General features: G+C 73.4%; 21 protein-coding genes. 11 read left to right on the top strand and 10 right to left on the bottom strand.

What is annotated here, in order from left to right; all coding sequences use genetic code 11:
* Positions 1 to 213: 213 nt before the first annotated feature.
* Positions 214 to 1,737, top strand: coding sequence for a cellulose binding domain-containing protein (locus AC6CKD_RS05935; protein WP_498325652.1), 1,524 nt, complete (start codon positions 214 to 216; stop codon positions 1,735 to 1,737).
* Positions 1,738 to 1,836: 99 nt separating this feature from the next.
* Here AC6CKD_RS05935 and helR read toward each other — a convergent pair whose 3' ends face one another.
* A complete protein-coding gene (helR, locus tag AC6CKD_RS05930) occupies positions 1,837 to 4,038 on the bottom strand; it encodes an RNA polymerase recycling motor ATPase HelR (RefSeq protein WP_498325650.1) in 2,202 nt (733 codons plus the stop codon).
* 207 nt (positions 4,039 to 4,245) lie between these two features.
* Between helR and AC6CKD_RS05925 the strand changes: the two genes are divergently transcribed.
* Together AC6CKD_RS05925 and AC6CKD_RS05920 are read left to right on the top strand one after the other, a co-directional pair.
* Positions 4,246 to 5,277, top strand: a complete 1,032-nt coding sequence (locus AC6CKD_RS05925) for a helix-turn-helix domain-containing protein (protein ID WP_498325649.1) — start codon at positions 4,246 to 4,248, stop codon at positions 5,275 to 5,277.
* Positions 5,278 to 5,423: 146 nt separating this feature from the next.
* Positions 5,424 to 5,930: a rhodanese-like domain-containing protein gene (locus AC6CKD_RS05920; RefSeq protein ID WP_498325648.1), complete on the top strand. Its 507-nt coding sequence runs from the start codon at positions 5,424 to 5,426 to the stop codon at positions 5,928 to 5,930.
* A gap of 51 nt (positions 5,931 to 5,981) precedes the next feature.
* On the opposite strand, the gene AC6CKD_RS05915 is transcribed toward AC6CKD_RS05920, so the two are convergent.
* Genes AC6CKD_RS05915 through AC6CKD_RS05905 form a run of 3 tightly spaced genes read right to left on the bottom strand, consistent with a single transcriptional unit; the run spans position 5,982 to position 7,683 of the window.
* Entirely contained in the window at positions 5,982 to 6,815 is an 834-nt protein-coding gene (locus AC6CKD_RS05915; protein WP_498325646.1) for a class I SAM-dependent methyltransferase, read from the bottom strand.
* An 8-nt stretch (positions 6,816 to 6,823) separates the two neighbouring features.
* The gene (locus AC6CKD_RS05910) at positions 6,824 to 7,240 is read right to left on the bottom strand and encodes an ArsR/SmtB family transcription factor (RefSeq protein ID WP_498325645.1); all 417 of its coding nucleotides are present in this window, start codon (positions 7,238 to 7,240) and stop codon (positions 6,824 to 6,826) included.
* Positions 7,237 to 7,683 (bottom strand): SRPBCC domain-containing protein, encoded by a 447-nt coding sequence (locus AC6CKD_RS05905; RefSeq protein ID WP_498325644.1) that lies wholly within the window; start codon positions 7,681 to 7,683, stop codon positions 7,237 to 7,239. The genes AC6CKD_RS05910 and AC6CKD_RS05905 overlap by 4 nt, the downstream gene beginning before the upstream one ends.
* A 125-nt stretch (positions 7,684 to 7,808) precedes the next feature.
* Between AC6CKD_RS05905 and AC6CKD_RS05900 the strand changes: the two genes are divergently transcribed.
* From AC6CKD_RS05900 to AC6CKD_RS05885, 4 genes are all read left to right on the top strand, one after another.
* On the top strand, positions 7,809 to 8,174 hold the full coding sequence (locus AC6CKD_RS05900) for an iron chaperone (RefSeq protein ID WP_498325643.1): 366 nt from the start codon (positions 7,809 to 7,811) through the stop codon (positions 8,172 to 8,174).
* 114 nt (positions 8,175 to 8,288) lie between these two features.
* Complete coding sequence (locus AC6CKD_RS05895; protein ID WP_498325642.1) at positions 8,289 to 9,497, top strand: NAD(P)/FAD-dependent oxidoreductase; 1,209 nt, start codon at positions 8,289 to 8,291, stop codon at positions 9,495 to 9,497.
* A gap of 23 nt (positions 9,498 to 9,520) precedes the next feature.
* Complete coding sequence (locus tag AC6CKD_RS05890; RefSeq protein WP_498325640.1) at positions 9,521 to 10,498, top strand: RNA polymerase sigma-70 factor; 978 nt, start codon at positions 9,521 to 9,523, stop codon at positions 10,496 to 10,498.
* A gap of 49 nt (positions 10,499 to 10,547) precedes the next feature.
* A complete protein-coding gene (locus AC6CKD_RS05885) occupies positions 10,548 to 11,180 on the top strand; it encodes a hypothetical protein (protein ID WP_498325639.1) in 633 nt (210 codons plus the stop codon).
* An 18-nt stretch (positions 11,181 to 11,198) separates the two neighbouring features.
* Here the strand turns inward: AC6CKD_RS05885 and AC6CKD_RS05880 are convergent, their stop codons facing one another.
* The gene (locus AC6CKD_RS05880) at positions 11,199 to 11,723 is read right to left on the bottom strand and encodes a GNAT family N-acetyltransferase (protein WP_498325638.1); all 525 of its coding nucleotides are present in this window, start codon (positions 11,721 to 11,723) and stop codon (positions 11,199 to 11,201) included.
* Positions 11,724 to 12,046: 323 nt separating this feature from the next.
* On the opposite strand from AC6CKD_RS05880, the gene AC6CKD_RS05875 reads away from it, so the two are divergent.
* Positions 12,047 to 12,826, top strand: a complete 780-nt coding sequence (locus AC6CKD_RS05875; protein WP_498325637.1) for a VOC family protein — start codon at positions 12,047 to 12,049, stop codon at positions 12,824 to 12,826.
* Between the two features lie 60 nt (positions 12,827 to 12,886).
* On the opposite strand, the gene AC6CKD_RS05870 is transcribed toward AC6CKD_RS05875, so the two are convergent.
* The 3 genes from AC6CKD_RS05870 to AC6CKD_RS05860 form a co-directional block, all read right to left on the bottom strand.
* Positions 12,887 to 13,471, bottom strand: a complete 585-nt coding sequence (locus tag AC6CKD_RS05870) for a TMEM165/GDT1 family protein (RefSeq protein WP_498325636.1) — start codon at positions 13,469 to 13,471, stop codon at positions 12,887 to 12,889.
* Positions 13,472 to 13,768: 297 nt separating this feature from the next.
* Positions 13,769 to 14,986: a cytochrome P450 gene (locus AC6CKD_RS05865; protein ID WP_498325635.1), complete on the bottom strand. Its 1,218-nt coding sequence runs from the start codon at positions 14,984 to 14,986 to the stop codon at positions 13,769 to 13,771.
* Between the two features lie 176 nt (positions 14,987 to 15,162).
* Entirely contained in the window at positions 15,163 to 15,807 is a 645-nt protein-coding gene (locus tag AC6CKD_RS05860; protein ID WP_498325634.1) for a TetR/AcrR family transcriptional regulator, read from the bottom strand.
* A 148-nt stretch (positions 15,808 to 15,955) separates the two neighbouring features.
* Between AC6CKD_RS05860 and AC6CKD_RS05855 the strand changes: the two genes are divergently transcribed.
* The gene (locus AC6CKD_RS05855; protein ID WP_498325633.1) at positions 15,956 to 18,067 is read left to right on the top strand and encodes an FUSC family protein; all 2,112 of its coding nucleotides are present in this window, start codon (positions 15,956 to 15,958) and stop codon (positions 18,065 to 18,067) included.
* Positions 18,068 to 18,199: 132 nt separating this feature from the next.
* Here AC6CKD_RS05855 and AC6CKD_RS05850 read toward each other — a convergent pair whose 3' ends face one another.
* Positions 18,200 to 19,831, bottom strand: coding sequence for an alpha/beta hydrolase (locus AC6CKD_RS05850; protein WP_498325631.1), 1,632 nt, complete (start codon positions 19,829 to 19,831; stop codon positions 18,200 to 18,202).
* A 361-nt stretch (positions 19,832 to 20,192) separates the two neighbouring features.
* Here AC6CKD_RS05850 and AC6CKD_RS05845 point away from each other — a divergent pair, with 361 nt between their 5' ends.
* Positions 20,193 to 20,954 (top strand): DUF4142 domain-containing protein, encoded by a 762-nt coding sequence (locus AC6CKD_RS05845; RefSeq protein ID WP_498325630.1) that lies wholly within the window; start codon positions 20,193 to 20,195, stop codon positions 20,952 to 20,954.
* Between the two features lie 9 nt (positions 20,955 to 20,963).
* A complete protein-coding gene (locus AC6CKD_RS05840) occupies positions 20,964 to 22,361 on the top strand; it encodes a DUF1996 domain-containing protein (RefSeq protein WP_498325629.1) in 1,398 nt (465 codons plus the stop codon).
* A gap of 118 nt (positions 22,362 to 22,479) precedes the next feature.
* On the opposite strand, the gene AC6CKD_RS05835 is transcribed toward AC6CKD_RS05840, so the two are convergent.
* Entirely contained in the window at positions 22,480 to 23,754 is a 1,275-nt protein-coding gene (locus AC6CKD_RS05835) for a PucR family transcriptional regulator (protein WP_498325628.1), read from the bottom strand.
* Positions 23,755 to 23,880: the final 126 nt, after the last annotated feature.

The raw sequence follows: 23,880 nt of genomic DNA, 5'->3' as shown, positions 1-23,880 counted from the left end.
AGCGCCCCGGAGACCAACCGACTTTTCACGCACTGGACTTGACGGGACGGCGGAGGACGGCCTCGGCCGGCCGTCTTAAGGTCGCCCGATCGTTTCCTTAAGCGGAACCTAAGGTTCGCGACCGCCGCCCCGAATCGATCAAATGTCCGTTTCTGGGCGGCTAGCGTGCTGCCGCACCCCCGAAATCCCCGGCAATTCAGAGGCAGGCACGCGATGGGCAGTACGACCGGTCACCGGCGCAGGACGGGAAAGAAGGCGAAGGCCGCGGGCGGGACGGCGGTGGCCGTGCTGATCGGCGCGGCCGCCTTCGCCTTCACGGGTACGGCCCAGGCGGCCTCCGTGGGCGCGGTCTACACGAAGTCGAGTTCCTGGAGCGGCGGTTACACCGGCACGTACGTGATCACCAACAACAAGAGCCGGACGCAGACCGGTTGGACCCTGGAATTCGACCTGCCCGCGGGCACGACGCTCGACTCCCTCTGGAACGGCTCGCACACGGTCAGCGGCCGCCACGTCACCGTGAAACCGGCGGCATGGAACAAGGAGCTCGCCGCCGGGGCCTCCGTCACCATCGGCTTCGTCACGAGCGCGAGCGCACGCCCCGGCAACCCGACCGGGTGCCGGATCAACGGAGCGAAGTGCTCGCCGGACCAGGGCCCGACGCCCCCGCCGGGCGGCCGCCCCACCGGCGCTCCGACCACCGCGCCGACGCAGGCACCGGCACCGACGGCCGGTACGAGCGCTCCCGCGACGACCGCGCCCTCGGGGCGGCCGATCGGGCCCACCCCGACGGCCACCACCCCGCCCGCCGCCACGACCCCGCCCGCGACCGGGAACCCGGTCGGCGGCGCGCGCTTCGCGCCGTACGTGGACACCTCCCTCCACCCGGCCTACGACCTGGTCGACACGGCCGCCAGGACCGGCGTCAAGGAGTTCCACCTCGCCTTCATCACCTCCGGCGGCGGCTGCGCCCCGCTGTGGGGCGGGGTCACCGAGCTCGCGAACGACAAGGTCGCCGCGCAGATCGGCGCCCTGCGGGCCAAGGGCGGCGACGTACGCGTCTCCTTCGGCGGCGCCGCCGGCCACGAACTGGCCCTGAACTGCGGCTCCGCCGAGGAGCTGGCCGCGGCTTACGGCAAGGTCGTCGACCAGTACCGGCTGACCAAGGTCGACTTCGACATCGAGGGTGCGGCCCTGCCCGACACCGCCGCCAACACCCGCCGCGCACAGGCCATCGCCCTCCTGCAGACCTCCCGCCCCGGATTGGACGTGGCCTTCACCCTGCCGGTGATGCCCGAGGGCCTCACCCAGCCGGGCGTGGCCCTGTTGGCGGACGCGAAGAAGAACGGCGTGCGGATCCACGGCGTCAACATCATGGCGATGGACTACGGACCCGCCTACAGCGGTGACATGGGCCGGTACGCGATCCAGGCCGCCACGGCCACGCAGGCGCAGCTCAAGGGAGTGCTGGGCCTCTCCGACGCGGCGGCCTGGAAGACCGTCGCGGTCACCCCGATGATCGGCGTCAACGACGTCACGACCGAGATCTTCACCCTCGCCGACGCCGCCCAGCTCGTGGACTTCGCGAGCGAGAAGGGAATCGGCAGGCTGGCGATGTGGTCCGCGACCCGCGACCGGCAGTGTGCGGCCGGGGTCGTGAACCACGCGGACGCGACGTGCAGCTCGATCCTCCAGCAGCCCCTGGCCTTCACGAAGGCCTTCGGGGCCCTCGGGTAGGCCGGATCTTGCCGTCAGGCACGGCACCGGACGACGCGGGCCAGGCAAGATCCGAAAGAGCCGGCCCAGGCCCCGGGGCGCGCACGCGACCGGGTCGGTTCACGAGCTCGTGAGGATGACGAGGCGCTGGGTCGCGCGGGTCATCGCGACGTAGCGGTCCACGGCGCCTTCGATGCCCGCGCCGAACGTCTCCGGGTCGATGAGGACGACCAGGTCGAATTCGAGTCCCTTCGACAGGGTCGGCGTCAGCGTCCGGACGCGGGACGCCGACGGGAACGAGGCGTCCTCGGCGCCATCGGCGGTGATGACGCAGGCGACCCCGTCGGCATGGGTGTCGAGCCAGTCGTCGAGGACCGCGGCCAGGTCCGCGACCCGGCCGTGCGTGACGGGAATGCCGCTGCTGCGGACGGAGGTCGGTACGTTCGCGTCGGGGAGTGCGGCGCGGATGACCGGCTCGGCCTCAACCATGATCTCTTCGGGGGTGCGGTAGTTGACGCTCAGGGAGGCCATGGTGATCCGGTCGAGCCCGGCCCGTTCGAGCCGCTCCCGCCACGACTCCGTGAACCCGTGCCGGGCCTGCGCCCGGTCCCCGACGATCGTGAAGCTCCGCGACGGGCAGCGGGCCAGCAGCATCTGCCACTCGGCGTCGGTCAGTTCCTGCGCCTCGTCCACGACGATGTGGGCGAACGGTCCGGCGAGCAGGTCGGTTTCGGCGCCGGGCACGGCGTCCCCGTCGATCAGGGCGTCCTGCAGGTCCCGTCCGCGCAGCATCCCCACCGCGCCCTCGCTCTCGTCGATCTCGGTGTCCTGGAGCAGCCGGTCGATGACGTCGGACCTGCGCGCACGCTCGGCGGCGACGGCGGCCTGGTGCCGGCGCTCGCGCACGGAGGCCTCGGCGTCACCGAGCCGCCGGCGGGCGGCGTCCAGGATCGGCAGGTCCGACACCGTCCAGGCCCGGGCGTCCGCGCGCTGGAGGAGGGACACGTCATCGGGGCCGAGCCACGGAGCGCACTTGCGCAGGTAGGCGGGCACCGACCACAGGTCTCCGACGAGTTCGCCCGCCTCGAGCATCGGCCAGGCACGGTTGAGTGCGGTGACCAGGTCCCGGTCCTGGAGGAGCGAGCGGCGCAGCAGCTGGGGCGGGACGTCGCTGTCGTCCTTGTGCATCAGGATGGTGAGCAGCTCCTCCCTGATCTGGTCGCGTGCCTCGTTGTGCGGGGTGCCCGGTTCCACCGCCTCGAACGCGGCCGCCCAGTCCTCGGCGCTCAGCCAGATGTCCGACCAGTGGCTCGAGACCGTCATCCCCTCGGTGGGCGGCTCCTCGTAGATGCGCACCGCGGCCTCGACCGCCTTCACCAGGTCCGCGGACGATTTGAGGAGGGCCGCGCGCGGGTCGGCCTCGGCCACCGCGCCGGCCCCCTCGGGGACGAGGTCGCGCAGGACGCAGGTCTGTACGCCTTCCTCACCGAGGCTGGGCAGCACGTCCGAGACGTAGGCCAGGTAGGGCCGGCTCGGACCGACGAACAGCACCCCGCCGCGGCGGTGACCGAGCCGGGGGTCGGAGTAGAGCAGGTGGGCGGTGCGGTGCAGGGCGACGACGGTCTTGCCCGTACCCGGACCGCCGTCGACGACGAGGGCGCCCCGGGATCCGGCCCGGATGATGGCGTCCTGGTCGGTCTGGATGGTGGCGAGCACGTCGCGCATCCGGGCCGACCGGTTGCCGCCCAGGCCGGCGATGAACGCGGACTGGTCGTCGAGCGCGGCGCGCCCTTCGAGCCCGTCGGCTGAGAACACCTCGTCCCAGTAGTCGCTGATCCGGCCGCGGGTCCAGCGGTACCTGCGACGGCTCGCCAGCCCCATCGGGACGGCGTGCGTCGCGGCGAAGAAGGGCTCGGCCGCCGGGGAGCGCCAGTCCAGCAGCAGCCGGTTCCCCGCACTGTCGGTCAGGCCGAGGCGCCCGACGTACACGGTCTCGGAGCCGTCGGCGGGGACCATGTGCCCCAGGCATAGGTCCAGCCCGAAGCGGCGCAGGGTCCGCAGCCGGCTGGTCAGGCGGTGGATCTCCGCGTCGCGGTCCATCGCCTCCCGGCCGATGCCGCCGGGCGCCCTGCGCGTGGCCTCCAGGCGGTCGGACAGTTCGGCGATCGTCTGCTCCAGGCAGTGGGAGACGGCCGCGAAGTGCCGTTCGTCGCCGTTGATCAGAGCCGGGTCGGCCTTGGGGGAGAGGTGGTCGGGAAGTTCGAACGCGCTGGTGGCGGTCGCCGTCGACTCGACGGAGCCGTGTGATCCATAAGCTGACATATCGGCACGCACTGAGTGAATCTCCCCATTTCGGCAGGTTCTGGCCTCGGTCCGCGATTCTGCCCCAGGGCGGGGGCCTTGCCGCAAGCCCCCCAGTGCGCTATATGTTGTAAGTGGCAAGGAGTGCGTACTCCTCTTCGCCCCTCTGAGCCCCCTCGTTCACCGGCCCGTTGAGGCCCGGCGGCGACGCCTGGCTACAGTACGGCCATGACCTCCGTGGCCGTGCCCCTTCACCTCACGAAGCCCGCTCCGGCCCATGTGGTCGCCGTACTCGCCTTCGACGGAATGGCACCCTTCGAACTGGGCGTGGTGGTCGAGGTGTTCGGCTTGGCCCGGCCCGAGCTGGGGGACCTGCCCTGGTACGAGCTGCGGGTCTGCTCGGCGGAACCGGGCCGGGACCTGCGCGTGGTGGGCGGGTTCACGCTCCGCGCCGAGCACGGGCTCGACGCCCTCGCGGCCGCGGACACCGTGATCATCCCGGGAGTCTCCCCGGCGGGCGGCACCATCGCGCCCTCGCTGGTCGACGCCCTGCTCACGGCGCACGCCCGGGGCGCACGCCTGGTCTCCATCTGCTCGGGCGCCTTCGCGCTCGCCGCGACCGGCCTCCTCGACGGCCGCCGGGCCACCACCCACTGGCGCTACGCCCGCACCCTCGCCGAGCGCCATCCCGCGATCGAGGTCGACGCGGACGTCCTCTACGTCGACAACGGCGACGTGCTCAGCAGCGCGGGCAGCGCCGCCGGCATCGACCTCTGCCTCTACCTGGTCCGTGCCGACCACGGCGCCGCCGTCGCCAACACCGTGGCGCGCCGCTTCGTCGTACCGCCCCATCGCGAGGGCGGGCAGGCCCAGTTCATCGAGGCCGCGGTCGGCGAGATAGGACCCGACGGCGCCGACGACGGCATCTCCCGGAGCATGGCCTGGGCGCTTCAGCGGCTGTACGGCCCGCTCTCGGTCCCGGCCCTGGCCCGCGCGGCGAACATGTCGGAGCGCTCCTTCCTCCGCCACTTCACCCGTCGCAACGGTGTGAGCCCGATCCGCTGGGTGGTCTCCCAGCGGATCGCGGCGAGCCTGCCGTTGCTGGAATCGGGCGAGGGCACGGTGGACGAAGTGGCCGCGGCGGTCGGCTTCGATTCCACCGCTACGTACCGGCACCACTTCACCCGGCAGATGCGGACCACGCCGACGGCCTACCGGAAGGCGTTCGTCAGGGTCACCGCACCGCTGGCGGGATCTTGACGAGTGCGGGCGTTTACGCCACTCGTCGCGGGGGTGGCGGGGGCAGAGGATGGAGTCATCGCCGCAAGGGAGTCCACAACGGAGTCCGCAAGGGAGTCCAACCGGCCGGCGAGCCCCCGCCCTTCACCCGCACGAGGAGTTCCCCGATGTCCGCGACCGTCTCGTCCACCGTCTCCGCCGTCTCCACCGAGATCACCAGCGCCGTCCTCTCCGTCCCGGCCGCCGCTCCGGGCGTCGCGGCGGCCCACTACGCCGCCCGCCTCGCCTTCGAGGCGGACGTCTCGGACGTACGGGCCGACCTGCTCTCCGGTGTCCCCGGCCTGGTGGTGGTCGACTCCCGCAGCGAGGCCGCCTGGGACCAGGGCCACATCCCGGGGGCGCTGCACCTGCCGACCGCGCGGATCGCGGAGCTGGCGCCTTCGCTGATCGACCCGGCGCTCACGGTGGTCACGTACTGCTGGGGTCCCGGCTGCAACGGCGCCACGCGTGCGGCGCTGGCCTTCGCCCGCCTGGGCTACCAGGTGAAGGAGATGCTCGGCGGGTTCGAGTACTGGGTCCGCGAGGGCTTCGCCTTCGAAACCGCCCGGGGCACCGACCAGCGCGCGATCGACGATCTGACCGCCCCGCGCTCGGGCATCTCCTGCGCCTGCTGATCGCCGCGCCCGCCCTCGGAAGACCGCGTGCCCCCGGAAGGCCGTGTGCCCTCAGACCGCCAGCGCCGTGGTGATCACCAGGGGAGGCTTCGCCCGCTCCGCCGACCAGCCGCGGCCGGCGGCGAGGCCGGCGTCGACGAGGCCGGGGAGGCCGAGGGCCTCGTCCACCGTCGGGCGGTGCTGCACGAGGTCCGTGAAACCGGCCCGCTCCAGCAGGGCCGGGTAGAAGTCCACGGGCCACGCGTGGTTGGGCATGACCTGCCAGCTCCCGTCCGTGCGCCGGAGCCGAACGGGCAGCTCGTCACCCGGGCCGTACTCTCCGCCCGGGTCGCCGATGCTCAGCGAGGCGTACTCCGTCCCGCTGCACGCGGGATCGGTGGCGAGCAGGACGAGGGGGCCGCCGGGCCGCAGGAGCCGGTGGATCTCCCGGAACACGCCGAGCAGCGCCTCCGCGGTGGGCAGCGAGGCCAGGACGTGGCTGCACATCACGGCGTCGGCGCTGCCGTCCGCCAGACAGGCCGCCCGCCCGTCCCTGACCAGGTGGTACTCGGCGACCGCCGTCCCCGAGCCGCGGGCCAGCGCGAGCATCTCGGGGGAGGTGTCCACGCCCAGCACCTTCGCACCGAGCAGCCGGGCCGCGTGGTCGGCGACCTTGCCCGGCCCGCAGCCGTAGTCCACCAGGACGGATCCGCTGCCGACCCATCGGGCGAGGGCCCGGAAGACGAACGGGTACCCGAGCAGCCAGTCCGTGGCCGCCTCCACGGCGGCGAAGGCCTGCGCGCCTTCCGGCCCGGACCAGGCGACGGGCTCCTGCTCGCCGCCGTGTTCCGCACCGCTCGCCGCGCCCCGCGCGGCTCGTCCGGTTTCCTCTGGCCCGTCGCTCACAGTTCCCACTATCGTGCCGTGGGGGCCTGGCCCGCATCCCGCTGCTCCGGATCCCGCTGCTCCGCATCCCGCTGGCCCGCATCCCGCTGCGCCGCCTCGGCGATCCGTTTGACGGCCGCCAGCCGTCGGTCCCAGTCGGCGGCGAGGGTGGCCATCCACCGGGCCGTCGCGTCCAGGGCGGCGGGCCGCACGGTGTAACGGACCTCGCGCCCGACCCGGCTGCCGGAGACCAGCCCGGCGGCGTCCAGGACGGCGAGGTGCTTGACCACGGCTTGCCGGGAGACGGGCAGCCCCTCGGCGAGCGTGGTCGCGGACACCTCGCCTTGGGCGGCGAGCAGGCCGAGCAGCTTGCGCCGGGTCGGGTCCGCCAGCGCCACGAGGACGTGGTCGACCGCCTCGTCGGCGCCGGGGTGCTCCCCGCTCACGCGGCCGGTTGTTCGGCGCGCTTCTTGAAGGCGTCGAGCACCTGCGGCCAGCCGCCGGTGTTGTCCTCCAGCGCCTTGCCGCGCAGCTCCTCGGACCCGGCCAGGGCCGCGAACCCGCTCTCCACGACGCGGAGCCGCGTCTTGTCGCCCTCACGGCTCAGCGTGAACTCCACCAGGGTGCTGTTGTCCTCGCGCAGCTCCTGCCCGGGGAAGGCGCTGGCCCACCGGTACGCCAGGTAGGTCGGCGGCTCGACCTTCTCCACCCGTACCGGGAACTCGCCGTACTCGCTGTTCCGCGCCACGACCGACTGCCCCTCCTCGGCCACCGTGCCGGCCAGGCTCCCCTCGTCGGCCACCCAGAAGCCCGGCTCGGCCACCAGGGACCACACCCGCTCCAAGGACGCCTCGATCAGGGTGTCGCGTTCGATCCGGTCCGTGTTCATCAGGGACTCCTTCGTCGCAAGCCGTTGCATGGTTGAGTGCAACTCCAGAGTTGCACGTCACTCACCATCGCGCAACCGTAAGGTTGCACAGGACGACTGGTGCGCGTTCGCCTACGCTCGGGTCCATGGTGCAGAGCAAGGCGGAAGACGTGGACGAGTACCTCGCCGAGGTCCCCGAGGAGCGCAGGGAGGCACTGATCCGGCTGCGCGAGCTGTGCCGTACCGAACTGCGCGGATTCAGCGAAGTGATGGCGTACGGGATGCCCGTGTACGAACGGGAAGGCGTCGGGGAGGTCGCCTTCGCGAGCCAGAAGCAGTACATCTCCGTCTACCTGATGCGCGCCGATGTCCGCGAAGCCTTCGAGGAGCGGCTCGCGGGCCATGACATGGGCAAGGGCTGCCTGCGCTTCCGCAGACCCGAGAAGATCGACTTCGCGCTCCTGGAAGAGCTGCTGCGGGCCACGGCGGCCGGTCCCGGGAAGGTCTGCTGACCACCGCGGCCCGAGACCTCGGAACCACGAAAAAAGAAATCTGCACGCAGGCTGTCACAACCGCCGGCCGGCCGGTGTCTTGTGTCCGAACCCTCGAAACGAAGGACGGACACCATGGCTGAGAACACCACCAACGTGATCGTGATCGGCGGCGGCTACGCCGGAGTGATGGCGGCCAACCGCCTGAAGCAGCGCGAGGACGTCGCGGTGACGCTCGTCAATCCGCGTGCGGTCTTCGTGGAGCGGATCCGCCTGCACCAGCTCGCGGGCGGCACCCACGACGCCGTCGTCGAGTACGAGAAGGTCCTGGCCGAGGGGGTGGCCCTGCTCGTCGACTCCGTCGAACGGATCGACGCCGCCGAGCGCACCGTGACCCTGGCGTCGGGAGACCGGGTCGCCTACGACTACCTCGTCTACGCGGTGGGCAGCGGCAGCGCGGACCCGACCGTGCCGGGAGCCGCCGAGTTCGCCCACCCGATCGCCACCCTGGAGGACGCGCAGCGGCTGCGGCCGGTCCTGGACGCCGCGCCCCGGGCGGCTGCGGTGACCGTGGTCGGCGCCGGTCCGACCGGCATCGAGACCGCCGCCGAACTGGCCGAGCAGGGCCGCGCGGTGACCCTGGTCTGCGGCGGGGTCCTCGGCCCGTACCTCCACGCCCGCGGCCGGCGCTCGGTGGCCGGCCGGCTGGCGGCGCTCGGCGTGACCGTGCTCGAAGGCGCGGACACCAAGGTGACGGCCGTGACGCGCGACGCCGTCCGGCTCGCGGGCGGCCGCGAGCTGGTGAGCGCGGTGACCATCTGGACGGCCGGTTTCGGCGTCCCGGACCTGGCCGCGCGCAGCGGGCTGAGCACCGACGCGCTGGGCCGCCTGCTCACGGACGAGACGTTGACCAGCGTGGACGACGGGCGCGTGTTCGCGGCCGGGGACTCCGCGGCGCCTTCGGGCCTGGCGCCGCGGATGAGCTGCCAGGCCGCGACGCCGATGGGCGCGCGGGTCGCCGACACGGTGCTGAGCCGGATCGCGGGCGAACAGCCGGAGACCCTCAACTCGGTGTTCGCCGGCCAGTGCATCAGCCTCGGCCGAGGGGCCGGCATCTTCCAGTTCGCCCACAAGAACGACACCGCGCTGTGGTTCCACGTCGGCGGGCGGCCCGGCGCGAAGCTCAAGGAATTCGTGTGCAAGGGCACGGTCAAGCACCTCGCCGAGGAGGCCGGCAAGCCGGGTTCGTACGGCTTGCACCGCGTGTCGGGAGGCGACGCCCGCGGCCGGCGTCTGGCGGCCGAACAGGGCGGGATCAAGGCCGCCGTCGAACAGACCGCTTGAGCCGACCGGCCGATCCGGTGATCATGAACGGAATCGAACCGCCGGAAGAGCGACGGCAACTGACGGAAACTGACGGAAGAGAACCAACCGTGGACACACCCCTGCAGGGCACCGATCCTGCGACCGAGACCTTCGTCGCCCACCGCAACCTGCTCTTCACCGTCGCTTACGAAATGCTCGGCTCGGCGGCCGACGCCGAGGACGTCCTCCAGGAGACCTGGCTGCGCTGGACGGGCGTCGATCTCGGCACGGTCGGCGACCAGCGCGCCTATCTGGTGCGGATCACCACCCGCCAGGCGCTGAACCGGCTGCGCACCATGAACCGCCGCAAGGAGTCGTACGTCGGCCAGTGGCTGCCGGAGCCGCTGCTCACCGCGCCGGACGTGGCCGAGGACGTGGAACTGGCCGAGAGCATGTCGATGGCGATGATGCTCGTCCTGGAGACGCTCGCGCCGACCGAGCGGGCCGTCTTCGTGCTCCGCGAGGTGTTCGGCCTCGACTACGAGGAGATCGCGGCCGGCGTCGACAAGACCCCGGCGGCCGTCCGGCAGATCGCGCACCGGGCCCGCAAGCACGTCGACGCGCGCCGCCCCCGCCAGGCGGTCTCCCCGAGCGAGACCCGGGCGGCCGTGGAGTCGTTCCAGCGGGCCTTCGAAACCGGGGACCTCCAGGGCCTCCTCGACGTGCTCGCCCCCGAGGTCGTGTACATGGGCGACGGCGGCGGCATCAAGCACGCCGCACTGCGGCCGATCGTCGGCGCCCTCAACGTGGCCCGCGTCTTCGCCGGTTTTCCCCGCAAGGCCGGGAGGGTCGGCAGCACGCTCTCCTTCGCGCCCACCACGGTCAACGGCACCCCGGCCCTGGCCGTCCACGTGGACGGGGAGTTCGACGGCGTCATCGCCCTGCACGTCGAGAACGCCCGCATCGCGGGCCTCTACTTCGTCCGCAACCCGGAGAAGCTGTCCCGCGTCGCCGCCGAGACCACGCTCACGAGGCGGTGAGCGCCGGGTGGCGCAGGCCCGGCGGGGGAGGGCTGACAGCATGTCGTCCATGCCCTCGCCTCCCCGCATCACCTCCGAGCCCGAGCCCGTGCCCGGGGCCGCCGGACCGGTCCGGCACCAGGACCACGGCATGTGGCTCGCCCGGTTCACCGCGCGGATGCTCGTCGTCTGTCCGCGGTGCGGCGGCCGCGCGCTCGTCGTGCCGAGGCCCGGCCTCGCGGAGCGCAAGCACTCCGCCGAACTGCTCTTCCAGCCCCGCCGTCTCGCCTGCGCCGGCTGCGGGGCGGTCGCCGACTGGTCGGCCCGGGAGCGGGACAACGCCCTGGTCGGGGTCTCGGTCGGCGGCACCGAGGACCCCTTCTTCCGGCGTCCGCTCTGGCTGCAGACCCGCTGTGCGGGACGGGTCCTGTGGGCCTACGACGAGGAGCACGTCGAAGCCCTCGCCGCCTACGTGGGCGCCCGGCTGCGCGAGCGGCACGCCTCCCCGACGCTGTCGATGTTCGCCCGGCTCCCGGCCTGGATGAAGTCCGCGGCACGCCGTGAGGAGGTACTGGCCGGCCTGGAGACCCTGCGGACCCTCGCCGGGCTCTCGGCCCCCGCCGACCGCTCCGACGCGGCCCACGAACGGGGCGCCCGCCCACGTCACCAGGGCAGCGTGCTGTTCCGCGGCGGCCCCTACTAGATGATCGATTCCAAGGGGTCAGTGATCGTAGGCGGTCAGCTCATCGGCCAGCAGGTCCATCAGGAGCCCGTTGTGCCAGCTGCCGTCCGGTCCGCGTTCGTAGCTGCGCATGATGCCGACCGGGCGGAAGCCGACCTTGGTGTAGCAGCGGATGGCGGCGGCGTTGTCGGCCGCCGGATCGATCACCAGGCGGTGGAAGCGGTGATCGGTGACGAGGTGCCGGGCCAGGGTGCGGACGGCGTCGGTGCCCAGGCCCCGCCCGTGCATCGCCGGGTCCAGATAGAGGTCGATGTTCGCGTGCCGGTAGTCAGGATCGCTCTCCTCGCCCCACTGGATGCCACCGACCGTGCGGCCGTCCAGCTCGATGACCAGCAAGTTGACGCCTGGATCGCCGAGGTCGCCGGCGACCTCCGCGGCAAGGTCCGCGTCGCCGCGCCAGCGCGCGTACACCTCTGGCTTCGCCCGGATGGCGGCCAGCGCCGGAACGTCGGAGGGGACAGCAGGCCGGAGGGTCACCTCGGCGCCGTACAGAATCGTCTCCATGGACGGGAGGCTAACCGATCGCTTCCAAGGCATCGGCCGCGCGCATAGGGCGAGGGCGCCCAACGTCAGTGTGTGAAGACGGAGTTGGACACCCTCGTCACCGCGCTCCACGTGAAGCTGTCGAGCAGGGCATCCGGTCGCTGCGGCCGGCCCGCGAGGGCGAGCCGGCGCGGTGCGGGGCCGGACGGGTGGGCCGCGGGGGCCCGCACCCGCCGAATGCGGTGCGCCGGGGGGACCCGTACGTGTGGCGCTGGGAGGAGCTGCCGGGGTGCGGGGCCGTCAGGCGGGTACCTCGCATCCGAACCCCATCGCAGGAGGAACACATGCTCGGTACCGACTACCGCACCGGCTCGCCCAACTGGATCGACCTGGGGAGCCCCGACATCCCCCGGGCGGCGGCCTTCTACCGGGCCGTCTTCGGCTGGGAGTTCCACCTGCTGGGAGCCGAGGCCGGCGGGTACGGGTTCTTCCAGGTGGACGGGAGGACCGTCGCCGCGGTCGGGCAGCTCGACCCGGGGGCGACCTCCGGGTGGACCGTGTACTTCCGGACCGACGACGTGGAGGCCACCACCCGGGGCGTACGCGACGGCGGGGGCGCCGTCCGCGTCGAGCCGATGGACGTCATGGGGGAGGGGTGGCTCGCGCAGTACACCGACCAGCAGGGCGCCGAGTTCGCCGTCTGGAAGCCGGGCCGGACACCCGGCCTCGAGCTGACCTCCGCCGACAACGCGCTGTGCTGGGTCGAACTGCACGTGCCGGACCCGATGGCGGCGCTCGCCTTCTACGGAGCCCTCTTCGGGACGCGCTCCCGGGAGATGGAGGCGCCCGGCATGACCTACCGGGTGCTCAGCCCCGCCGACGGGCACCAGGAGGACGGCTCGTTCGGCGGGGTGGCACCGCTCCGCGAGGGGGAGACGGACGCGCGCTGGGTGCCGTACTTCGCGGTGGCGGACGTGGACGCCGTGGTGAGCACCGCGCGGATCAGCGGCGGCACGGTGCTGATGCCGGGCGCGGACGTGCCCGACGTCGGTCGGATCGCCTGGCTGGCGGACCCGAGCGGGGCGGTCTTCGCCCTGCTCAAGGCCGCGCCGCGGGCGGAGTGACCCGGGCGGGCGGGCCCGGCGGGGTCGACTGGATCGGCGGGGTCGGCCGGCCCGGCGGGATCAGCCGGTGAAGGCTTCGACGAGTGTCCAGACGGCCAGTGCGGCCATGCACAGGGCGCCGAAGCGCTGGACGGTCTTCAGGGGGACCCGCTTGGCGATGAGACGGCCCACGACCAGGGCCAGGGCGGAGACCGACATGAGGGCTGCGGCGGAGCCGATGGCGGTGGGCAGCCAGCCGTTGGTGGCGGCGAGGTTGGCGGTGGTGATCTGGGTCAGGTCACCCCATTCGCCGATGAAGACGGCCATGAACGCCGTGGTGTAGACGGGCCAGAAACCGGTGACGGCCGTGGCCGCCGAGTCCGCTTCGTCGCCGTCCGCGCCCGCGCGCATCATGACGATGGCGCCGAAGGCGAACAGGGCGGCGGAGACGAGCTTGACGGCCATGTTCGGCAGCAGGCCGATCAGGCTTCCGGCGCCGACCGCGATGGCCACGTGCACGATGAACGCCGTGGAGGTGCCGAACCACACGTACAGCGGCCGCATCCGCGTGCCCATGGCCAGCGAGGCGAACATGGTCTTGTCGGGGAGCTCGGCGAGGAAGATCAGACCGAAGGCGGTGAAGATCGCCACGGGGTCGAGAGACATTCCGGGTGCTGCTTTCTGCTGGAGCCGGGCCCTGATGGCTCGGATCGGCACCCAGCGGGCGACGGGAAGAACCACTCGGCCCGGCACGACGAAGCGGCCCACACGGTGATGTGGGACGGGTCATGCCTTGGCCGAAGGTCTCGTCCGCCCCGCACGTGAAGCGCGGTGGCCCGGTGGCCGGGACCCGTCGGGGCGTCCAGTGTGTCGACCAGCGGTTTTCGGGACTACTCCCCTTCGCTGCCGACAACTGTAACAGCGGCGGCGAGTGCCCCGGGAGGGCCGGAAGTCCCGGCCCGGCTATCCGAAACGGACCGGGAGGAACGTGACCCCGTTGATGAAGTCCGAGCGCAGGCGGCGCACCTCCCCCGCGAGGGACACCTCCGGATGGCGGCGCAGGAGCTCCCGGACCAGCGCCTTGATCTGCGTGCGGGCGAGGCCGGCCCCCAGGCAGAAGTGCGGGCCGCCGCCCCCGAAGGCGAGGTGGTCGTTCGGGGTGCGGCGGATGTCGAAGGCGAAGGGGTCGGCGAAGACCTCCTCGTCGCGGTTGGCGGAGGTGTAGTACGTGACCACCTTCTGCCCCTCGGCGACGGGCTGGCCGCGCAGGACGGTGTCACGGGTGGCGGTGCGCCGGAAGTTGTGGATCGAGCCGCCCCAGCGCAGGAACTCCTCCGTCGCCGTGGTCCACAGGGCCTGGTCCTCGGGGGCCGCGGCCAGTTCGGCGCGCGCCGCGGGGTGGTCGATCAGGGCGATCAGGGCTCCGGAGAGCAGATTGCGGGTGGTCTCGTTGCCCGCGACGCACAGCAGCACGAAGAACATGTTGATCTCGTCCGGCGACAGCCGGTCCCCGTCGACCTCGGCGTGGACCAGCGTCGACAGGATGTCCTCCCGGGGGCGGGCCCGCCGCTCGGCGGCCAGCGCGTCGCAGTAGGCGTAGATCTCGGCGGCCGCGAGATCGCTGTCGTGCTTGCCGGCGGAGAGCCCGGGGTCCTGGGAGCCGGCCATCCGGTTGCTCCACTCGAAGATCAGCCGTTCGTCCTCCTCGGGCACGCCGACCATCTCGCAGATCGTCTGGATCGGCAGCCGGGCGGCGACCTCGTCGACGAAGTCCATGTCCCGGCCCGGCGTGACCGCGCGCTCCACCAGGGCGACCGCCCGCTCCTGGATCCGGGCCGCGAGCCTCCGTACGACCCGGGGCGTGAAACCCGCGCTGACCAGCGAGCGGTACCGGGAGTGGCGCGGGGCGTCCATGCCCAGCAGGACCAGGCGCAGGGTCTCCAGGGACTCCGGGTTCTGGTCGCGGATCATGAACGAGCCGAGCTCGGTGGACCACAGCTCCGGGTCGCGGCTGACGGCCTTGACGTCGGCGTGGCGGGTGACGGCGTAGAAGCCGGCGTGCCGGCCCGGCACCTCGTGCCAGTGGACCGGGTCCTCGCGGCGCAGCCGGGTGAACTGGGCGTGCGGGACCTCACGGGCCCAGGTGTCCTCAAGGAGGTCTATCTCGCCGGTGGGCAGCACGGGGCGGTTCCCTTCGTCGGACGGAACGGGAGTGGCGCGGATCGGGAGTGGCGCGGATCGGGAGTGGCGCGGATCGGGAGTGGCGCGGATCGGGAGGGCGGAGCGGGAGGGAGCGGAGGGGGGAAACGGGAGGGAGCGGACCGGGAGGGGCGTCGAGCGGAGGAAGGCCGTACGGGTCAGCGGGCCCCGCCGAGGCCCAGGACGGCGCCCAGGGCTTCGACGACGAGGCCGTCGGGGACCGCGCACGGTTCGAGGCGGTGCTGCATGGCGAGCCCCAGGAGGATGCCGAGCACGAGGGTTCCGGTCTCCTCCGGCGTACGGGTCAGGGGGGTGCCGGTCGCCTCCGCCCAGTCGGCCAGGCCCTCGCCGAGCTGGGCGCGGACCTCGGTGTAGCGCTGGGCGAGCCGGTCTCCGATCAGGGGGCCGCGGGCTGCGTGCAGCCACAGCTCCGTCTCCAGCAGGAGCCAGGAGCCGCCGTGCTCGGGGTGCGGGCGGGTGAGGCTGCCCCACATCGCGGAGAAGTGCACGGCGGGGTCGGCCGGGTCCCCGGCCGCGATCTCCGCGGTCAGCTCCTCGCTCGTGCGCTCCTTCCAGACCTCCAGGAGTGCCAGCAGCAGGCCCTCCTTGCCGCCGAAGTGGCTGTAGAGCGCGCCCGTGGTGCGCCCGGCGGCCTCGGCGACGGCTTCGGCGGAGACGGCGTGGAACCCCTTGCGGGCGAAGAGGTCCGCTGCCGCGTCGATGAGACGGGTACGGCTCTCCGACTTGCGCTGCGCCTGCGGGGTGCGGCGCCGGGGCTGTTCTCGTGTGCGGGACGGCTCCACCGGGCCTCCGGGATGCAGGTCGTATCGGGACGCCGAGTCGTAGCGGGTGCCGACTTATATCGGGTTGCCGATATAAGTTGCGCCCGCTCTGATGAAGTGTCAAGTGGTACGGCAGGACCACACGGGAGCCCGGTGGGACGCTGAGAGGGTGCGTGCCGCCCTCATGCAGCTCCGTACGGGCACCGGCCCCCTGCCGGCGGCCGCACGGCGGGCCGTCCGGGTCACCCTCGCCGCCTGCATCGGCTTCTACGGGTTCCTGTACGGGCTGGACCGGCCCGTCGCGGCCACCTACGCGCTCTTCGCGGCCGTCGCGCTGGCCGGGCTCTCCCGGATACCGGGCAGCGGACGCCCGCGGGCCCGGGTCGTCGCCCGCGTGCTCCCCGCCGCCTGCGCGCTGGTGGTCCTGGGCACCTGGCTGTCCGTACGGACCTGGGCCGCCGTGGCGGGGATGCTGGTCATCGGCTTCTGCGTGGCCTTCTCCTCGGCGGCCGGACCCCGCCTGGCGGGCGCGGCGCCCGGGCTCCAACTGCTGTACATCCTGCCCAGCTTCCCGCCCTACGCCCCCGACGCCCTCGGCCAGCGGCTGACCGGCACCGTCGCCGGAGTGCTGCTGCTGATCCTCGCCGAGGCCACCGTGCTGCCCGACCCCGTCGTCCCCGGCTACCGCGACCTGGCCGCCGCGGCCGCGGCCGAGGCGGCCCGGTGCGCCGCCGCGCTGGAGCGGCCGCCCCACACCCTTCCCGCGGCGGAGTCCGCCCGGGCGGCGGAGCGGGCGCAGGCCCTGCGGCCCTCCCGGGTCGGGGAGGCGCAGCGGCCCGCGGGACCCGGCGTACGGGAGCGCGCGCTGGCCCACACCGGGCTGGCGGCCCGGACCCTGCTGGCCCGCCTCCGGTCCCTGCCCCCGCCGGAGCCGGGCCCGCGCGACGGGCCGGCCGAGCTGGACCTCATACGGGCCGTGCGGGAGTCGGCGGCCGGGACGGCCGGGCTGCTCGGGGCCGGGCCCCCGCCCGCCGAGGACTCCACCCGGCTGCGGAACCTGCAGGTCGCCCTGGCCCGGACGCCCGTGACGGGGCCCGGCCCCGGCTTCCGCAACGCGGCGCTGGTGGAGCTGGCGGATGCCGCGCTCGTGTTGCGGGGCGCCGCCGGGATAGCCGTACGGGGGCGTGCGGGGGCCGCCGACGCGGCGGGGCCGGGAGCGGGCCCGGCATCCGGGCCCGCCGACCGGTTCTGGTACGCCGAGGAGGGGCCGGTTCGGCTCTGGTGGTACCGGCTGGCCGCGAACGGCGGTCCCCGGTCCGTGCACTTCCAGAACGCCGTCCGGATCGGCGTGGCCCTCGCCGTCGCCCGGGCCGTCGCGGGACTGGACTCCTTGCCGCACGGCTTCTGGGCGATGCTCGCCGTCCTCAGCCTGACCGGCACCAACGCCGTGCAGACCCGCGCCACCGTCCGGGCGGCCCTGATCGGCACCCTGGTGGGCGCGGTCGCCGCCGGCGGGGTCCTCGCACTGGCCGGGGAGGTGAGCGCGGTGTACGCGATCGTGCTGCCGCCCCTGATGCTGTTCGCGTTCTGCGTCGGGCCCGTGCGCGGCGTGGGCTGGGCGCAGGCCATGTTCACGCTGGTGGTGGCCATGGCGTTCGCCCAGCTCGCCCCCGTCACCTGGCAGCTGGCCGAGGTCAGGTTCCTGGACGTACTGGTCGGCAGCGCGATCGGCATGGTGTGCGGGCTGCTGGCCTGGCCCCGCGGCGCCCACGACGAACTGGGGCGCGCCGTGGCCGAGCTGCTGCACGCCGCGGCCGACGACGTCCAGGCGGCCACGGCCGCCTTCGGGCGGGCCCGCGCGGTGGAGCCCGACCAGCGGGTGCGGCACGCGCTGGCCATGGCGGAGAGCGCGTACGCCCAGTACCAGACGGAGCGCGGGCGTCCGGGCGCCGCCCCGGGCGAGGACTGGCAGGCGGCGATGATGGCCGGCCATCACGTCCTCTGGGGCGGCCGCAGACCCCCCGGCGCCCCGCCCGGCCCGCGCGAGGAGGCCGTGGTGCGGGAGTACGGGGCCTGGGTGGCGGCCGGCCTGCGCCGCGCGGCGGCGGCCGCCGATCCCGTCCACGCCACCGGGTCCACGGACCCCGGTCCCGCCGGCCCCGCCCCCCGCCGGCCGGGACCCGGGGGCGCACCGGCGGTGTTCTACACCGCGATGGCCTGGCTGGACTCGCTGAGCGCGGACCTGGCCCTGCTGCGCGGTCGCGTGTCTTCGACACCCTGACCGGACGGCCGCCTCCTGGTCGGCCTGGCCCCGGGCGCGGTCCGCAAGGACGCCCCTGCCCCCGACTTCGGCCGCCGGATCGAGGCGGCGGCGGCGGAGGCGTCCCCCCGACCGGAGTGGGGCCGGGCAGGGTCAGAACCGTCCGGGCCCGGACGGAATCGGCAGCGGCTTGGCCGGTGCCCCCTGCCGCCGCGCGTCCGGCGGCGTCGCCCGGCAGGTGACGTCCTCGGCCGGCAGCCGGCCGGTGACCAGGTACGCGGTGACCGGGGCGTTGGCGCAGGAGGAGGGGTCGACCAGGTACACCCCGTGGCCCTCACCGCCCTGTGCCAGCACCATCCGCGAGCCCTTCAGTGCCCGGTGCAGGCCCTGGCCGCTGACCAGCGGGGTCTGCGAGTCCCATTCGTTCTGCACGGTCAGCACGGCGGCCCGCGCCTTCATCGGCGTCTGCGCTTCGAGCGGCCGCGGCCAGAAGGCGCACGGCTTGATGTTCGAGGCGAAGTCCCCGTAGAGCGGGTACGCGGCCTTGTCGCGGACCGCGTCGCGCCGGTAGCGCTCGGGATCGCGCGGCCAGGAGTCCGTGTCCCCGCACACCACGCTCCAGAAGACGGCGACGCCGTTGTCGGAGGCGGGCTCCGCCCGGGGCCCGGACTCGCCGGCGAGCGCCCGCTTCATGTCGAAGTCGGGCCCGGAGGCGCCGGGAGTCGTGGCCGGCTTCCCCTCCGCCGCCTCCTTCAGGGCCACGATCAGGGGGGTGACCTGCGCGGGGTAGAAGAACAGTCCGCGCGCGCCCCGGATGTCGTCACCGTTGATCTTCTGACCCTGGAAGACGATCGGATCCCGGTCGGCGCGCGCCACCAGGTCCCAGAAGGTCTTCGACACCGCCGCCGGGCTCTCGCCGAGGTGGTGCTCGCCCGCGCGTTCCGCCGCCCACCGCGTCCACCGGGCGAAGGCCGGCTCGGCCTCCGTCGCCCAGACCTGGAACATGCCCCGCCAGATCCGGTCCGGGTCGACTCCGCTGTCGAGCACGAAGCGGTCGGTCCGGCCGGGGAACAGCTGCGCGTACACCGCGCCGAGGTACGTCCCGTAGGAGTAGCCCAGGTACGAGAGCTTCCGCTCGCCCAGGACGGCACGGATCGTGTCCATGTCGCGGGCGGTGTTGCGGGTCGTGATGTACGGGAGCACGGAACCGGCCTTCTCCCGGCACTTCTCGGCGATGGTCCGCGCCCAGGCCACGTCGGAGGGGAAGGACCCGGGCCGGTACGGCCGGTCGATGCCCTGCTCGGCGTCGGCCAGCCCGCAGCTGATGGGGCTGCTGGCGCCGACCCCGCGCGGATCGAAGCCGATGAGGTCGTACCGCTCGCTCACCTCCGCGGGGACCGCCTCGCCGAGGATCAGCGGCAGATCGAGTCCGCTCCCGCCGGGCCCGCCCGGATTCGTCAGGAGGACCCCGTGGCGCTTTTCGGGGTTCGTGCTCCGCACCCGGGATATCGCCAGGTCGAGGGTCCGTCCCGAGGGCCGCTTGTAGTCGAGCGGCACCTTGATGGTGGCGCACTCGTACGTGGCCGCCTGGTCGGCGGAGCAGCGGTGCCAGGCGGGCTTCTGCCGCAGGTAGTCGGCGCCTGCCTGGGCGGTGTCGGCCTGGGCGGTGTCGGCCTGGACCGTGCCTGTGGGCAGGGCGGAGGCCTGGGCGGCCGCGAGCAGCGGCACGGAACTCGCGAGGAGCCCGGCGGCGGCCAGGAGGGGTGCCAGTCGTTTCTTGCGCACGAGGGCCTTCCTTTCGGGTGGGCGGTGGTCCGCCCCACCCTGGGTCACGCCGCGGTCCGGGCGAATCCACCTGAGGGGCGGTCCCTCTACTCCTCGCGAACGATCTGAAATCCGGACAACTGGCCGACACCTGCGGTGTTTTGTCTTTGCGTCAGGTGTCGGTGGACGCGGGCCGCACGGCGTCCGGGCGGGCGGCACGGTAGCAGCCTTTCGGGGGGTCGCCCGGATGTTTGTCCAGTCCGGATGGGCCTCGGGCGGGGGAGTCGCGGCCGGCACTAGCGTCCCTTGGCACCCGGGGCCCGGCGGAGCGGCGCGCTCCGTGCGGCGCCTCCCGGGCCGTCTCGGAAGCCAAGGAGGCACAGTGCTGTCAATCCGTCGGACGAACGTCGGCGGCATGTCGGTCGCTTCGCGACACGTGATGGGCACGGGCATCGTCATCGGCGCCCTCGCCCTCACTCTCATCGCGCTGCTGATACCGGTCCGGAGCTTCGGCGGCAGAACCGCCACGGCCGCCCCGGCGCGGGTGCCCGCCCCCGCCGCCTCGCCCGCCTCCGCCGATGACGACGGCGCCGGGGTGGTGAACACGGCCTTCGGGCCGCTGACCCCGCAGGACCGCGAATTCGTCCGCAAGGTCCGCCTCGCCGGCCTGTGGGAACTGCCCGCCGGCCGGCAGGCCCAGGAGCGCGGGACCCGCAAGTCGGTGCGGACGGCCGGCGAGCACCTCGTGGAAGGGCACGCCGAACTGGACCGGAAGGTTCTGGAGGTGGGCCAGGCGCTCGGCGTCGAACTGCCGGACCGGCCGACCGGCCAGCAGCAGGCCTGGCTCGACCAGTTGGACCGGGCCCAAGCGGCCACCTACGAGCGGCTGTTCATCCAGTTGCTGCGCCGGGCGCACGGAAAGGTCTTCACGCTCGTCGCCCAAGTGCGGGCGCAGACCCGCAACTCCGTGGTCCGCGAACTCGCCACGGACGCCAACGCCACGGTCCTGGACCACATCACGGTCCTCGAGGCCAGCGGACTCGTCGACTTCGAAGGCCTCGCGGACACCCCTGCGACGCCCGCGCCGCCCGGGGCCACCGCACCCACGGACCCCCCTCCCACCGACACCCGACCGAGGAAGTGAAGTGATCACATGCGCGACAACGACTCCACGGAAGGCCCGGCGCGCCGGGACAGGGCAGGCCACAAACGCCGGTCGCGGCCCCTGTACAAGGCGCTCGCCGCCGCCTCCGCACTGGTCCTGGGCGGCGGCGGGGTGGTGATCGCGGGCCAAGTGGCCTCCGCGGGTCAGGACCCGGCGCGCCCGGCGCCGGTGACGGCCACCATCGACTGCCCCGACGTGGGCGACCGGCTGCGCGAGGTCCCCGATCTGGCACGCGGCGAGGTGGACCGGGAACTCGCCGGTCTGGACACCCAGATCGCCGAGGCCTACCAGCGGCTCGCCACCGGCCGGGCGCCGGCGGACGCGCTGCTCGGGGAGCTGAAGGAGAGGCGCGGCGCCTCGATCGGCCGTGTCTCCGAGGCGATCGGGCGGACCGCCGCCCGCCCCGACGGGCTGGCGGAGCTGAGCGCCTGCGCGATGCGCGAGGCACCGGCCGCCGAAGAGGAGACCGCCCGGGGCGGCGCGGGAGGCGGCGCCGCGAAGGGAGGCCCGGCCCGTGCCGACTTCGTCCCCATCGGCTCGGTGAAGCCGAACGTACGGCGCCCGGCACCCAAGTCCGGCGCCTCCAAAGGCTCCTTCTCCGTGGAATGCGGCCGCAACGAAGAGCGCCACCTCAACCCCGACAACGTGATCGTCGCCCCCGGGGTGAGCAACGGCGCCCACCACATGCACGATTACGTGGGCAACAGGACCACGGACGCCTTCTCCACCAACAACAGCCTCGCCGCGTCCGCGACCACGTGCGCGAACGGTGACCTGTCCACCTACTACTGGCCGGTGCTGCGGCTGCGCGACGGCAAGGCCGAGCAGGACGCGGACGCCCCGGGCGGCGGCCAGGACGCCAACGTGGGCACGATCCTGCGACCGAAGCAGGTGACCATCCAGTTCCGGGGAAGTCCCGTCTCGCGGGTCACCGCCATGCCCCGCTTCCTGAGGATCATCACGGGCGACGCGAAGGCCTTCACCAACGGCCCGGCCAACGCCAACGCCTCATGGAGCTGCACCGGGTTCGAGGACCGGCAGCTGAAGGACAAGTACCCGGTCTGCCCCAAGGGCACGGACGTGGTGCGGACGTTCTCCTTCCAGAACTGCTGGGACGGAAAGAACACCGACAGCGCCAACCACCGCACCCACGTGGCCTTCGCCGGCCGCGACGGCTCCTGCCCGGCGGGCTTCAAGGCCGTGCCCCAACTGGTGCAGCGGATCGTTTACGCGACGCCCCCGGGAGGTGCCCGCTTCGCGGTGGACAGCTTCCCCGAGCAGCTGCACAAGCCGGTGACCGACCACGGTGACTTCATCAACGTGATGCCGGACGAGCTGATGGCCCGCGCGGTGCGCTGCATCAACGGCGGACGCACCTGCCGCTGACCGGACGGACGAGGCGGTGCCGGCCCCGGAGCACGCTCCGGGGCCGGCACCGCCTCGTCCGTCCGCCCGTCCGTTGGGTCCGTTCCGCAGGGGCCGTTCCTCCCGCTCCGCGGAGGATTTAGAGGCCGTTGACGCGGGCGATGCGGCCGTCGCCCGGAGACGGCCGGAAGTCGGCGGCCACCAAGCGGGCCCGGCGGATGCCGCGGACCGGACGCAGCCGGACCTGGGCCATCAACCGGCGGCTGCGCAGCGCCAGTTCCAGTTCGAAGCGGGTACGGGGGTCCCGTAGGCCCGGGCCGAAGAGCTTCTCCAACTGGCGCATCCGGTAGCGGACCGTCTGCGGGTGCACGCTCAGCGCCTTGGCCGCCTCGGGCGCTCCACCGCCCTCCAGCCAGGCGAGCAGGGTCACTTCGAGCCGCTCGCTCTGGCGCGGGGTGAGGTCCGCCAGCGGCCGCAGCCAGCGGGCGGCGAGTGCGTGGGCCAGCGGCTCGTCCTGGAGCAGCAGCAGCGTCGAGAGGTGGTCGTCCACGAAGACGGTCCGGGCGTCCGGGCCCGACCGGGCCTGCGCCGGGACCAGCGCGAGCAGGCGTACCGCCCAGCGCAGGGAGGAGGCGGTGTCGCCGGGGGCCACCGGATGGCCGACCACGGCGAGGCGGCCGCGCAGCGCTCCGTCCAGGGCGGTACGGGCTTCCGGGTCGGCGGTGGGAACGAGCAGGCAGGGCTGGCCCGCGACGATTCCGCCGAGGCAGTCGTCGAGGAGGGCCGCGAGCTGCTGGGTCTCGCCGGGCGAGGCGAGGGCGACCGCCCGTACGGCGACAGGGAGGGGCCATCCGGCCGGGCCGGCCAGTTCGGCGAGTTCCGCGAGGGCCGTTTCGCGGTGCGCGACGTCACCCGTGAGCAGGGCGAAGAGCTCGCGCCGGGCGCGCTCGCGGGCCGAGCCGAACCTCTGTAAGGGCACGGCCTGGAGCGGTGGCGACTCCCCGCCCAGGAAGGCCGCGTGCGGGTGGGCCTGCGGGTGGGGCCGGGCGTGCTCGGCCTCGAAGTCCGCGGCCGTGGTGACGGGGGCTCCGGGGCCGGGCCGGGCCGGTGTGCGGTGGTCCGACGGCTCCCGCGCGTGGGCCGGGCCGGCCCCGTCGGCTCCCTCCGCCCCGCTGCTCCCGGTACACCCGGCGCCGCCGGCGCCCTCGCGGTAGCCGAGGGCGGTGAGGAGGGCCCCCTCCATCCTCCGTCTGACCACCTCGTCGCCGACGTCCTCGACGAGCGCCGAGAATCCGGGGACGGTCTCCCGTAGTTCCTCGACCAACCCCGCCGCCACCGTGGGCAGTTCCTTGCGCAGGACCCGGGTCCACTCGCCGCGGGGGCGGGACCAGATGCGGTTCAGAAGTTCGCACATTGTTACCTCGTTCAAGCCGGGGTATGGCCTGCCCCGTGGGACGGTGGCAAGCCCGCAGTCCCGAGGCATCGGCTCGATCGCCGTCGGGGAGGTGCGGCGGCGGATCGGGTGTCAACCCCGTCGCAA

The sequence above is a fragment of the Streptomyces sp. GQ60 genome (assembly GCF_059758875.1).
Note: the sequence above shows the minus strand (reverse complement) of the source record. Positions and strands in the feature narration are given on the sequence as shown.

Bases quoted from the DNA above. Each gene is read 5' to 3' on its own strand.
- AC6CKD_RS05935 (WP_498325652.1), top strand. From the start codon at position 214: ATGGGCAGTACGACCGGTCACCGGCGCAGGACGGGAAAGAAGGCGAAG.
- helR (WP_498325650.1), bottom strand. From the start codon at position 4,038: ATGTCAGCTTATGGATCACACGGCTCCGTCGAGTCGACGGCGACCGCC.
- AC6CKD_RS05925 (WP_498325649.1), top strand. From the start codon at position 4,246: ATGACCTCCGTGGCCGTGCCCCTTCACCTCACGAAGCCCGCTCCGGCC.
- AC6CKD_RS05920 (WP_498325648.1), top strand. From the start codon at position 5,424: ATGTCCGCGACCGTCTCGTCCACCGTCTCCGCCGTCTCCACCGAGATC.
- AC6CKD_RS05905 (WP_498325644.1), bottom strand. From the start codon at position 7,683: ATGAACACGGACCGGATCGAACGCGACACCCTGATCGAGGCGTCCTTG.
- AC6CKD_RS05900 (WP_498325643.1), top strand. From the start codon at position 7,809: ATGGTGCAGAGCAAGGCGGAAGACGTGGACGAGTACCTCGCCGAGGTC.
- AC6CKD_RS05895 (WP_498325642.1), top strand. From the start codon at position 8,289: ATGGCTGAGAACACCACCAACGTGATCGTGATCGGCGGCGGCTACGCC.
- AC6CKD_RS05890 (WP_498325640.1), top strand. From the start codon at position 9,521: ATGAACGGAATCGAACCGCCGGAAGAGCGACGGCAACTGACGGAAACT.
- AC6CKD_RS05885 (WP_498325639.1), top strand. From the start codon at position 10,548: ATGCCCTCGCCTCCCCGCATCACCTCCGAGCCCGAGCCCGTGCCCGGG.
- AC6CKD_RS05880 (WP_498325638.1), bottom strand. From the start codon at position 11,723: ATGGAGACGATTCTGTACGGCGCCGAGGTGACCCTCCGGCCTGCTGTC.
- AC6CKD_RS05875 (WP_498325637.1), top strand. From the start codon at position 12,047: ATGCTCGGTACCGACTACCGCACCGGCTCGCCCAACTGGATCGACCTG.
- AC6CKD_RS05870 (WP_498325636.1), bottom strand. From the start codon at position 13,471: ATGTCTCTCGACCCCGTGGCGATCTTCACCGCCTTCGGTCTGATCTTC.
- AC6CKD_RS05840 (WP_498325629.1), top strand. From the start codon at position 20,964: ATGCGCGACAACGACTCCACGGAAGGCCCGGCGCGCCGGGACAGGGCA.
- AC6CKD_RS05835 (WP_498325628.1), bottom strand. From the start codon at position 23,754: ATGTGCGAACTTCTGAACCGCATCTGGTCCCGCCCCCGCGGCGAGTGG.